Annotated in this window: 9 protein-coding genes; 3 read left to right on the top strand and 6 right to left on the bottom strand. The window is 33.6% G+C overall.

From position 1 onward, the window contains the following. Positions 1–2: 2 nt before the first annotated feature. Positions 3–449, bottom strand: coding sequence for a DUF1572 family protein (locus tag C8N41_RS13225; protein ID WP_115839620.1), 447 nt, complete (start codon positions 447–449; stop codon positions 3–5). A 69-nt stretch (positions 450–518) separates the two neighbouring features. Here C8N41_RS13225 and C8N41_RS13220 point away from each other — a divergent pair, with 69 nt between their 5' ends. Further along, positions 519–1721, top strand: a complete 1203-nt coding sequence (locus C8N41_RS13220; RefSeq protein WP_115839619.1) for a multidrug effflux MFS transporter — start codon at positions 519–521, stop codon at positions 1719–1721. Between the two features lie 59 nt (positions 1722–1780). On the opposite strand, the gene C8N41_RS13215 is transcribed toward C8N41_RS13220, so the two are convergent. Next, a complete protein-coding gene (locus C8N41_RS13215) occupies positions 1781–4678 on the bottom strand; it encodes a T9SS type A sorting domain-containing protein (protein WP_115839618.1) in 2898 nt (965 codons plus the stop codon). A gap of 224 nt (positions 4679–4902) precedes the next feature. Then, a complete protein-coding gene (locus tag C8N41_RS13210; RefSeq protein WP_115839617.1) occupies positions 4903–5523 on the bottom strand; it encodes an L-threonylcarbamoyladenylate synthase in 621 nt (206 codons plus the stop codon). A gap of 51 nt (positions 5524–5574) precedes the next feature. Between C8N41_RS13210 and C8N41_RS13205 the strand changes: the two genes are divergently transcribed. Further along, complete coding sequence (locus tag C8N41_RS13205; protein ID WP_115839616.1) at positions 5575–6438, top strand: alpha/beta hydrolase; 864 nt, start codon at positions 5575–5577, stop codon at positions 6436–6438. On the opposite strand, the gene C8N41_RS13200 is transcribed toward C8N41_RS13205, so the two are convergent. Together C8N41_RS13200 and C8N41_RS13195 are read right to left on the bottom strand one after the other, a co-directional pair. Further along, on the bottom strand, positions 6435–8780 hold the full coding sequence (locus C8N41_RS13200) for an ATP-dependent helicase (RefSeq protein WP_092443313.1): 2346 nt from the start codon (positions 8778–8780) through the stop codon (positions 6435–6437). The two genes, C8N41_RS13205 and C8N41_RS13200, sit on opposite strands and share 4 nt — an antisense overlap. A 317-nt stretch (positions 8781–9097) precedes the next feature. Further along, positions 9098–10669: a hypothetical protein gene (locus C8N41_RS13195; protein WP_115839615.1), complete on the bottom strand. Its 1572-nt coding sequence runs from the start codon at positions 10667–10669 to the stop codon at positions 9098–9100. A 129-nt stretch (positions 10670–10798) separates the two neighbouring features. On the opposite strand from C8N41_RS13195, the gene C8N41_RS13190 reads away from it, so the two are divergent. Then, the gene (locus tag C8N41_RS13190) at positions 10799–11320 is read left to right on the top strand and encodes a DUF7935 family protein (RefSeq protein ID WP_092443317.1); all 522 of its coding nucleotides are present in this window, start codon (positions 10799–10801) and stop codon (positions 11318–11320) included. 46 nt (positions 11321–11366) lie between these two features. Here the strand turns inward: C8N41_RS13190 and bshA are convergent, their stop codons facing one another. Continuing rightward, positions 11367–12503, bottom strand: coding sequence for an N-acetyl-alpha-D-glucosaminyl L-malate synthase BshA (gene bshA, locus C8N41_RS13185; protein WP_115839614.1), 1137 nt, complete (start codon positions 12501–12503; stop codon positions 11367–11369). Positions 12504–12578: the final 75 nt, after the last annotated feature.

Here is a 12578-nt window from a genome sequence, read left to right as displayed (position 1 = left end):
GCCTATTTATCAATTATTCTTCGGTGATAATTTATCTGGCCCAAATGGTAGGATAAGTGCGTATTTAAATGTACCAAGAAATATTCAGTTGTCATGACTTCGTTAAATACTTGAAGCTTGTAGGCGCTTTGTAAGTCGGATGCTGCTAGACTTTTCAATGTATTTTCAATCACCACAATTGTATTTTTGATTTGAGCTATCAATTCTAACTTGGGAACGTCTTTAATCGAAAATTCTAAATCACGCTGTCTTATATACCCAGAGTTTCCTAAAACCGCACCTATAAAATGATTGAGGTTACCTATGAGATGAATACATAAACGTCCTGCAGAATTTGTTATAGCACCTTCCACTTTCCATAGGTTAGATTCCTCTTTATACATATTAATCTCTTCAATAATTTTATTAAGATCTCTTTGAAACAAAGTGATCAACGTATCTGTTAACATAATGGTAAATTATTAATATTAGTACTATTTCTAACCAAAAATAGCTATTAATTCGCTTACATTTGCGCCATGCAAAATCAAAAAAGATCTCAACTAGAATTTGTGGTGTTAATGGCAGCTTTAATGTCTATTGTAGCACTATCTATAGATGCGGTTTTACCTGCTTTACCAAAAATAGGTACCTATTTAAATAGTATGAATGAGACTGAGAACCAAAAACTAATTACTACAATCTTTTTAGGTCTCGGTTTTGGTCAGCTTATATTTGGACCTTTGTCAGACAGTTTTGGACGTAAACCGATGGTGTATATTGGTTTTGGTGTATTTATTATAGCTTCTATTATTTGTATCACCACTAGAAATTTTGAAATGATGCTATTTGGCCGTGTGCTTCAAGGCATTGGTTTATCTTCTCCAAGAACCATGAGCACAGCAATTGTTAGAGATTCTTATAGTGGAGATCATATGGCTAAAATTTTATCTATTGTCACTATGACTTTTATTTTAGTTCCTGTAATCGCACCAATGTTAGGTCAGTTTCTATTATTGCATTTTGGATGGCATTCTATTTTTACAGTTAACTTAGCGTTTGGATCATTAATTATATTATGGTTTTGGAAACGGCAACCAGAAACCCTGTATGACAATTATAAAAAGTCGTTTCGTTTATCCAACTTTAAATCCGGAGCCATTACCTTTTTCAGAATAAAATCAGCGGTTGTCTATACTTTACTTTCAGGACTAATTACGGGCTCATTTATGGTGTATTTAAGTACATCTCAACATATTTTTCAAGTTCAATATGCGTTGGGAGATTTGTTTCCTTACATTTTTGCAAGTTTAGCTGTTACTATTGGTTTATCAACGTTTTTAAACAGTGCTATTGTTATCCGATTTGGCATGTGGAATCTTGTAAATATTGCCCTAATCGTATTTGTCCTTAATGCTTTAGTTTACATTGTAACCTTCTGGTCAGGCATTAATCCGCCAATCGGAGTTTTGGTTGCGTTTTTAATGCTTCAATTTGCGAGTGTTGCCTTTTTATTTGGAAATTATAGAGCACTAGCCATGGAACCTATGGGACATATTGCTGGTATTGGTGCTGCACTAAATGGGTTTATTTCAACCGTGATGGCTGTACCCATCGCCAACTTTATTGGTAGTTTTATTAAAACTTCGGTATTACCACTATTTATAGGTTTTTTTATTACTGGAATTATTGGTTTAGCGTTATTCTATAGTGTTAAAAAACCAGTAAGAGCAAAAGCCTAATACTTAAATTAGTGCTTTTACTCTTTCTAATTCCTTATAATATTGGTTGGTAATAACACCTATTTCAATATTACTTTTTGAGTTTTATATTGTGTTTTATCATTTAATTCTATAACATATACACCTACGGTTAATCTACTTACATCAATGGCTTGAGATCTGCTAGACGTTATCAAATTTTTAGAAATTATAACACGTCCTTGTAAATCGTAAATTGTAGCCTTAGTCACTTTTACTAACTGACCTGCAACAACTATAGTTTTATCAGCTTCTTTGGTGTAAATCGTTAACGCATCTAAAGTATTTACATTTGTAGATAATGTATTATTATTTAAACGTAGATAAAAACGGCCAATACCATTTAAGTTTGAATTTGGTGTTAAGGTATAATCACTAGAATTTAATAATGTTGTAGTATTCGTAACCGTATCTTCTAAGTACACATCTACAGTATTTGGTAATGTAGATTGTGAGATGGTAAACGAAATTTGCTCTCCTTGGTTAGCATTCACACCAAGTGGAATAGTAACATTACTTAAACTTGAAGTATTTAACGATTGAAGTGCAAAATTGACGTCCTCATTATTTTCAACCAAATGTGAATAAAGTGCAAATTCAGGTGCTGCTCCAAACACTTTAGCATCATATCCAGGATCTAAACCTAAACTAGAATTATCATTAAAGTAGAAGTTTGTTCTGTAATTGCTAGAACCAACAAGGTCTAATTTAAGATTATAACTCATGGATGGCGATCTTCCTACAATGTAATCATCAGAACCGATAAGTGTTCTCATATCTGTAGTACTAAACGATCCGTTATTAAAAACAACATTATCTGTAGTGTTTTTAGCGGCTACTAAAAACCCTTGACCAGGTGCAATGTTTAAAGTCTCCGTTGTAGCTGCATTTATAATTGTAAAATTACCGGTTGTAGCTTCACTTCCAGAATATGTACCACTATTATAACCATATATAGCAACAGCATCTTCATCTAAAACGGCCGCATTGGCAGTTAAAAATTCAGAAGCACTAAGATAACTTGGATAAGGATTACCAACTAAATTCCATTGATTCCCACCAACAGGACTACTAATTGAAGCACTCACATTATCCGTAACAACAGCACCAGTAAAAGTTAATACTTGATCGCTAGTTACTGTAGCAGCTCTATAACCTTTTCCTACTTCTAAAGCTGTCGTCGCAGATATATCAAAATTTTCATAAGCCGTATTCCCTGCAGAATTATTATAAGGCCCAAAACCATATACAAAGCCATTACTAGCAAGTTTGGTTGCATTCGTTGGAGAACCTAGCGTTAAAAATGTATCAAAGGTAAGTCCACTTAATGGTGCAGCAATTAAATCATTACCTCCACCAGCAGCTGTACCTACAATGTTTACATGACGTTCGTAGTTAATGGTACCAGCAATAGAACCATTTAAAATTAAGCTAGAGTAATTATCAGAAACTGATTTTAAATTCATCGCTTCATTAACCGTAATAGTAACTCCAGAATCAATAGTTAAGCTTCCTCCTGCTTCTACTAATACTGATTTCACAGTTGCATTTGCACTAAGAACGGCATTTGTTCCTGATTTTATGATCAATCCATAACAAGTGTCAGAGGCACTTGGAGCACTTGTAACAACTGAACCTTTGAAATAATTTGTACCATCCCAAATGATATCAGAGATAAAACTTAGCGTAAAATAGTCTCCATCAGTAAAAGAAACACCTGATACACTCGCAGTATTTCCTGAAACTGTTAAATCATAAGCTGTTGCTGAAGCAAAAATATCATTATTGTCAACTAGTAATTGTAAGCCTTGACAGCCTTCAGTGGCTGCACTTATATTTGTTAGGTCAAATTCAACCGTTACCGAACCTAAATCGCCGATTTTATTCACGCGCCACTTTGACGTTAACACATGAGCATTGTTGGTTTCATTTAATGCAAAATCATATACTGAGTCTTTAGTATCTTCTCCCCAAAATAAATACTCGCTATTATCTAAATCTGAAGCAGTACTTACACTTACAATTCCTGTTCCTCTTGACGCTATGTGATTAGTACCATCTGATGCTTGACCAATACCAGCTACATGGTGGTCATAATTGCCATTACTAGTATCATCTTGGGTATAGAGGTCCTTTAAAGAATCTAAAGTGGTACCATATTTTGCAGATAAATAATTTTCAACAATCGTAGTTTTAGCTAAATTAAGAGAATTTGTATATAAAATAATCTCAGCGATGTCACCTTTAAAACTTGTCGCTGATTGTTTTCCAATCCCAAAATCACTAAAGTTTTGTAAAGTTCCATCATATACTAGTGTTTCAGAAACTGTTGCATTTACATATTGGCTTATAGCCGTACCATTATAATCTTGCGTAATGACATAAGGAGTATTCCCAACTAAATCAATTCCATCAAATTTATCAAACGACTTTACTGTTCCGTTAGATTGTATTCCTCTTCCCCATATACTTCCACTAGTTGCCCAAATTCCAATAGTTTTATCCTCTATATCGTCTGAGAATGCAGTTCCAGATGGTCCTGCTTGAATAATTCCTCGCGTGTTACTATCATAAGATGTAGCTTGTAGTACTACAAATAATGTTACTTCACCATTATGTCCTAAACCAGTGGCTAGAATTCTATCATTTGATCCATCAAAATTTAAAGCTGAATACCCATTTAATGCATTTGTTATTAACTTAGGCCTATAGGCAAATGTATTTTGTAAGGCATTCTTACCATTTCCGGAAACATCATTCCATTGTCTTATTTCAGAATTATTAGTTCCTAAAGTGACACCAGTATCCGTATAAGCGTTATTCTCAGCTATTAACCATATTTCATTGTTAGAGGTGACTCCTCCTGGTCCAATTTGAGAATATCCGTAAGTTGATACTAATAAAAAAAGAACTGTGTAAATTTTAGCTTTTGTGTTCAAAATTTGAAGGTGTTGATTATTTTATTCGGTGAAACTACAAAAATCATCCTTAAAAAACAAATAAATCCGACAAACGGTATTTTTAGTAAGAAAATACTACAAAAATAAAATAAAGCAAATTCTGTGGTTATCTCACCCTTTAATATAGCATGTGTGCCAACAAGATTTATGGAGTTTGATTAAAGGATATAAAAAGTAACTTATATGATTGAGTATGTCAGCAACTAAAAAATTTCTAAACCACCTTTACCTTCTCTGATAACTTCAGGTGGATCTGTGGATAGGTCAATAATGGTTGAAGCTTCATTATCACCATAACCTCCATCGATAACAACATCGACTAAACTATCCCATTTTTCAAGAATTAATTCTGGATCTGTAGTATACTCTAAGACATCGTCGTCATCTCTTATAGAGGTTGAAACAATTGGGTTACCTAAAGCTTCTACTATAGCTAAAGCAACAGAGTTATCTGGCACGCGTATACCTACTGTTTTTCGTTTTTTAAATGGATTTGGCAAATTTTTAGAACCTGGCAAAACAAAAGTATAAGGTCCTGGTAAGGCACGTTTCAATATTTTAAAAGTAGTGGTGTCAATTTGTTTTACGTAATCACTTAGGTTACTTAAATCTTTACAAACAAACGAAAAATTAGACTTTTCAAGTTTAACTCCTTTAATTTGAGCTATACGTTCTAATGCTTTTAGGTTGGTAATATCGCAACCTAATCCGTAGACAGTATCTGTAGGGTAGATTACTAAACCACCATTTTTCAAAATCTTAACTACTTTTTGAATTTCTCTTGGATTAGGGTTTTCCGGATATATTTTAATAAATTCTGCCATAATATGTATCTTTCAAATACCGTTATACAAAGTAACTATATTTTTTTCAATATGAAACGTCTATTATTTATATACCTCCATTTATTAATCACGTTAATAATGGTTTCATGTAATTCTGAGAACCCGAGTACTATTGAATCAGACGTTATAAATCCTTCGGAAGCCTATGAAGAATTAAATATAGTATACGGTAATAACGACAACCAAGTTTTTGATTTGTATTTACCAGCAAACAGAACCGCTGAAACTAAAACTATTATTTTAGTACACGGTGGAGGCTGGACTTCTGGGGACAAAGCGAATATGACTAATATTCAGCTTTATATCAAAGATCAAATGCCGGATTATGCTATTGTGAATATGAATTACCGATTGGCAACCGAGAGCATGCCACCTTATCCTATGCAAATTAATGATATTACAAGTGTGGTTAACTATTTAACCACAAATCAAACGCATTATACTATTTCTGAAAATTTTGGCTTTATAGGTGTTAGCGCAGGTGCTCACCTATCTTTATTGTGGAGTTATGCATTTGACACAGCACATCAGGTTGACATGGTGGCTAGTATAGTTGGACCTACAAATTTTACAGATCCGGCTTACTTAGAAAGTGATAATAGCATTCTGCAACAGTTTATAGCCTCTCTGGGAATAGATAATTCTATCGCTTTTTTAGAAGAGATCAGTCCATATCACAGAGTCACCTCTTCTGTTCCTCCTACTATATTATTTTATGGTGGAGATGACCCTTTGATTCCAATTTCACAAGGCACAGCAATGAGAACACAACTAGAAGAACACCATGTTATACATGAATATACCTTATATCCAGATGAAGGTCATGGATGGGAAGGTCTCAATCTACTTGATACCACTCAAAAATTACAAACGTTTATAGAAACGCATCTTTAGTCTTGCTTTGTTCTTAAGATTTCTAGCTTTGCAAAACGTAAAAGTAAATTTTTAGTATCTCCATTCTGAAATTTAATTTCTGCTTTAGCATCTGCACCTGAACCTTCTAATTTAGTGACTTGACCACGACCAAAACGCTGATGATTAACCGTATTTCCTACTGCTAATTTTGAGTCGGTTAAATTTGAATTCTCACTAGGCTTAGCGTTTGCTACTCGTTTTAACTTTTTAGGTGTACTAATTATAAATTTTTCAGGTTTCTTCATGGATTCTTTTTTCTGAAGTTTTGCTGTTTTAGGTTTTGCAAACCTAACTCTATTAGGTTCAATATCTCCAAATATAGACGGATCTAACATTGGGTTTTGTCGTTCTCTTAAAGGTGTTGTAATATTTACAAACTGATCATCAATTTCTTCAATAAAACGACTAGGTTCTGCGTCTATCAGTTTTCCCCAACGGTAACGGGAAAGTGTATATGTTAAATACGCTTGTTTTTCTGCTCGGGTTAAAGCGACGTAGAATAAGCGACGTTCTTCTTCAAGCTCACTTCTTGTATTCATACTCATGCCACTTGGAAACAAATCTTCCTCCATTCCCACAATAAAGACATGGCCAAACTCTAATCCTTTAGCCAAGTGAATTGTCATTAAAGCCACATGATCGGGATCTCCTTTATCTCCATCTAAATCTGTAGCTAAAGCTACATCTTCTAAAAATTCGGCTAAAGAATCACCTGCATCAGCTAATTCCATTTGTCCTTCAACGAAATCTTTAATACCGTTTAGCAACTCTTGAACGTTATCCATTTTAGTGACACCTTCTGGAGTTGCGTCTTTGCCTAGTTCCCTAACTAAACCACTGGTTTTAGACACATGCTCGGCTAAATCGAATGCATTAGCTGTTTGATTCATCACTTTGTAACTCTCAATTAGGGTCACAAAATCTCGCAGTTTATTTTTTGTACCATTATTAATGTTGATATTAACCGAATCAATATCCTTCATTACATCATACATGGTTTTTCCTGTAGCATTCGCTGCAACAACCAAACGATCTACAGTGGTCTGACCGATTCCCCTTGCAGGATAATTGATAACCCGTTTTAACGCTTCTTCATCTGCAGAATTTAAAATTAAACGCAGATAAGCCGTAACATCTTTAATCTCTTTACGTTGATAAAACGATAAGCCTCCATATATTCTATACGGAATATCTCGTTTTCTCAATGCATCTTCTATGGCTCTAGATTGCGCATTAGTACGATACAATACAGCGAAATCACTGTTGTGTAATTGTTCGTTCATTTTGGTTTCCCAAATAGTACTAGCGACATACCTTCCTTCATCACCATCAGTTAACGCTCGGTGAACTATTACTTTCTCACCTTCGTCATTTGCTGTCCAAACAATTTTATCTAATTTGGTTTTATTGTGCTCTATAACCGAATTGGCGGCACCAACAATATTTTTTGTAGAACGGTAATTTTGTTCTAAGCGAAACATTTTTACACCATCGTAGTCCTTTTGAAAATTTAAGATGTTATTAATGTTAGCACCACGGAAGGCGTAGATACTCTGCGCATCATCTCCTACCACACATATATTTTGAAAACGGTCTGCTAAGGCTCTAACAATTAAATATTGCGAATGGTTAGTATCTTGGTACTCATCTACTAAAATATATCTAAACTTATCTTGGTATTGTGCTAATACATTAGGAAAACGCGTTAAGAGCTCATTGGTTCTTAATAATAAATCATCAAAATCCATTGCACCAGCTTTAAAGCAACGCTCTACATATGCAGCATAAATCTCACCCATTTTAGGACGCCTCGCCATTGCATCAGCTTCCATTAATTCAGGGTTTTTAAAGTACGCTTTTACAGTAACCAAACTGTTTTTGTAAGATGAAATTCTACTAAATACTTGTTTGGTTTTGTAGATATCTTTGTCGAGTCCCATTTCCTTAATAATAGAACCGATTAACTTTTGGCAATCTTGAGTATCGTAAATTGTAAAATTGCTCGGGTAACCAAGATGGTGTCCTTCGAAACGTAAAATCTTTGCAAAAACAGAGTGAAATGTACCCATCCACAAGTTTTTTGCTTCACTTTCGCCAACGATATCAGCGATTCTACTTTTCATTTCTTTGGCCGCTTTATTCGTAAAGGTTAAGGCTAAAATATTGAAAGAATCAATTCCCTTACTCATTAAATAAGCTATACGATACGTAAGCACACGTGTTTTTCCGGAACCTGCACCAGCAATGATAATCATAGGACCATCGACTTGAATTGTGGGTTCTAATTGTGCGTCATTAAGTTGACTGAGATACTTTTCCAAGTTAAAATTTTTTGAAGGAGTAAAATTACGGATACTCTTATAGTTTACCTCATGGAAACGCCATAAATTATAAACAAACTATCAAAAATCGTAGTTGATTACATTTCAATATCTTAGTAGAAATTAATTTTTTAAAGATATATTAACTGATGCTACTCACCTTATTCTATTTCATTCCTCAAGTCTGAAATGCCAAAAAAAGGAGCATTATAGCCAACAGCTGAAATTGGACAGCTCGTAAATATCATTTTCGTGAATACTAAAAATTTGCATTGATACACCATTATATAAATTAAAATTGCAGCACAATTAAAGCATCATTCATCATCCTTTTCACCATCACCAGCCATAGCCGAAAGTAAAGCTGCTTTAATATTTAGCCACACAAAATTAAAAACGGATTTAGTGACATCGCGCTCTACGTTTTCAGATTGACCGTATCTATAATTTCGCCTTTCATCATCACTATCTTTAGAAACAAAAAGGTTAACAATGGTAGAGATAAATTTATTTTTCTCTTTACCATTCTTCTTTAGCACTGCTATTTCAAAATCATCATATTTTACTTTTAAATCTATACGTCCACGATTAGGGTTACCGCTAATTGTAAAATACGTTTGCTTTAATTCACCTTTAAGATCCACATAAAGATTGGGTTGGGTAAATTGGTTCATCTGTCTCGCATTTAACACTCCTAAATCTGCTTTAAATACAAACTGATCGGTTGTATCAGCGACTTTAAAATTCCAATCAACTACTAATGGCGAATTCTCCATAAATGTTGAAGTTACCTTTATAGTGGTATCTGCATTACCATAATTATTTCCTAATTTAGAAATGGTTGCGTTTAAGTTCGTAAAATCCAATCGTCCTGCGTTTTCAACAGCCTTAACTTTTTCTAAATATGATATACTGCCGTTCTCAATCTGAATTTTATCTATTCCCAAATCAAAATCTAATTGTCGTAATGACGTTCCGTAAAGTAGTTTATAACTTGTATCGTCAGCCACTAATTTATCTCTATAAATCTCAGCATTTGGAGTATTTAATTTTATAGATTTCGATTTAAAATAAAATTGTTCTTCCTTATTTAATCCAAAATCCATATCAAAAATTTTCATCGTTTTAATAGTAACATTAAAATGATCTCTTTCCTTTGTTAGAATAGAAGAATACTTTGATTTTGAATATTTTGTCTTATACTCAAACCCTTTTAAAGTGGCATTTGTTTTATGAATACTTAAAGACTCTACAAACATATTTTCATAAGCGTTAGTCGCCCATTTTAAATGAGTCATTTCTAAAGTAAAATCTTTAAAATCAAATTTCTCTTTAGATGTATTTGCGTTGGGATTTATATTGAGTTCTACCAATTTAAAATCTAGATGTGGTGTATTTAAAATAACGTTATTAGTATCATAATCAGAAATTAATACATCTGCATCATTGATTTCTAAACTACCAATATTTACAACTTGCTTTATACCACTTAAAAAACCTTTTTCATAATCCTTATTTTTTACAACTGGGTTATGAAGATATTTTGCAATCACACTTTCTAGTGCGAGGTTATCGACAGTGATTTCATTATTAACTAAATAATCCCAATAACTTATATCCTCTACTACAACAGACGCAAGTTGCGCATCTAAAATTATTTTGTTAGTGGTTTCTCCTGTGATTTTCATATTAAGAGAGGACAGTTCTAAATTACCTGACCATATATGAACGCTCATTGTTGAATATTCCAGTGTAAAAGTTTCTGGTAGGTTATGAATTGCAGCAGCTATTTTATTTTCAACGATTTTATTTACAACTAGCGTTAATATTATAATTATAACGATGAGTATTGCTGCAATAATTCCAATTTTTTTCGGTTTTAAGTTCATAGTCTTAAGGATAAATTTTCAGAATCTTTAAAATAAATTAACTTTACAGATTCCAAATTGAATTTACACAAAGGCACAGTAGCCTCTTAATGAATAACAAAATAATTTTAACCCAATAAAATCTATTTAATGGATATTGATACTCTTATAGAATTGCTTTTTAATATTGCTCCGGCATTAATTGTTGGTGCGATTGCTTACTATTTCTTTAAGCAACATATAGAAAATGAAACCAATAGAAGACATTTTTTATTGCAAAAAGATTTACAAAAGGAAACCTACCCTTTGCGTTTGCAAGCCTATGAACGTATGACATTGTTTTTAGAGCGTATTGCTCCTAATAAACTACTCACCAGAGTTAACCCGACGTCTGCTAATAAAGAAGATTATGAAAGCCTATTGATTGCAACTATTGAACAAGAATTTGAACATAATTTAACCCAACAAATTTACGTAAGTGATCAATGTTGGTCTATAACGCAAGCCGCAAAAAATGCAACGATTCAAATGATTAGAAAAGCCACACAACAAGAGCAAACGGATACTGCTGATAAACTTCGTGAAGTAGTGCTAACAGAACTCATGGACAAACCTGCACCAAGTAATGCTGCACTTGCTTTTATAAAACAAGAAGTAAGTGAAATGTGGTAATTGAAATAAAACCTGGCTTTTAACGCTATTTACGTCTTTAGCTTTTTTAATGAACCAAAAACGCTTTTAGAGTTTCCTCATAAATGGTTTCGTACATTGGAACGATATTGTGCAAGTCAAATTTCTGAGATTGCGCTTTTGCATTCGCTTTAAACTTATTTAATGTCTCTAAATCTTTTAATATCTTTAAGGCATTATTAGACATATCATTGATAGCGTTAACATCGCTTAAGTAACCAGAAAAACCATCATCATTAACTTCCGATAAGCCTCCTGTATTTGTTGAAATTACAGGTACTCCACTAGCCATAGCTTCAAGTGCGGCAAGACCAAAACTTTCAGTTTGAGATGGTAATAAGAACAAATCACTAAAACATAAAATACGGTCTATTTCATTACTATTACCAAAGAAAATAACACGTTCTGTAATCCCTAATTCTTCAACCAAACGTTCTGCTGCTTCTTTTTCCGGACCCTCGCCTACCATCATTAATTTTGCAGGTAAGGTTTTTTGAATATTATAAAACACTTTGATAACATCTGGAATACGCTTAACCTCTCTGAAATTACTTATATGAGTAATAATACGTTCGCTATCCTCTGCCATCATTTCACGTTGACAGTCTGTGAAACTATGCGTATGCTTTTCTAAATCGATAAAATTTGGAACTACATGTATATCTCGCTTAATGTTAAATAAACGCATGGTATCTTTCTTTAAACTTTCAGATACGGATGTTACAGCATTCGATTTATTAATACTGAAGGTTACTGCTGGTTTGTAAAACGGATGACTACCTACTAAAGTAATATCGGTACCATGTAAAGTCGTTACAATAGGTACAAAAATCCCTTCATCTTTTAGCATTTGTTGCGCCATGTACGCTGCATAAGCATGAGGAATGGCGTAATGCACATGTAGTAATTCTATGCCGTGCAACTTTACCATATCTACCAATTTACTTGATAAGGCGAGTTCGTAGGGTTGGTAAAGAAATAATGGATATTCTGGGACATGAACTTCATGAAAATGAACATTATTACTCAACAATTCTAATCGTACAGGCTGACTGTAGGTTATAAAATGAATCTCGTGACCACGTTTTGAAAGCTCTAAACCTAATTCTGTAGCTACAACTCCACTCCCTCCAAACGTTGGGTAACAAACTATTCCTATTTTCATGTTTATAATATATAAATGACGTTTAATCGTCCTAGGTGAAACAGGAATTCTGCCTCATAAAGCACCACGGTACAC

It is taken from the genome of Winogradskyella sediminis, assembly GCF_003387355.1.
GTDB lineage: Bacteria > Bacteroidota > Bacteroidia > Flavobacteriales > Flavobacteriaceae > Winogradskyella > Winogradskyella sediminis.
The sequence above is the reverse complement of the archived record's forward strand: the minus strand, read 5'-3'. Positions and strand labels throughout refer to the sequence as shown.

Bases quoted from the DNA above. Each gene is read 5' to 3' on its own strand.
- C8N41_RS13225 (WP_115839620.1), bottom strand. From the start codon at position 449: ATGTTAACAGATACGTTGATCACTTTGTTTCAAAGAGATCTTAATAAA.
- C8N41_RS13220 (WP_115839619.1), top strand. From the start codon at position 519: ATGCAAAATCAAAAAAGATCTCAACTAGAATTTGTGGTGTTAATGGCA.
- C8N41_RS13210 (WP_115839617.1), bottom strand. From the start codon at position 5,523: ATGGCAGAATTTATTAAAATATATCCGGAAAACCCTAATCCAAGAGAA.
- C8N41_RS13205 (WP_115839616.1), top strand. From the start codon at position 5,575: ATGAAACGTCTATTATTTATATACCTCCATTTATTAATCACGTTAATA.
- C8N41_RS13195 (WP_115839615.1), bottom strand. From the start codon at position 10,669: ATGAACTTAAAACCGAAAAAAATTGGAATTATTGCAGCAATACTCATC.
- C8N41_RS13190 (WP_092443317.1), top strand. From the start codon at position 10,799: ATGGATATTGATACTCTTATAGAATTGCTTTTTAATATTGCTCCGGCA.
- bshA (WP_115839614.1), bottom strand. From the start codon at position 12,503: ATGAAAATAGGAATAGTTTGTTACCCAACGTTTGGAGGGAGTGGAGTT.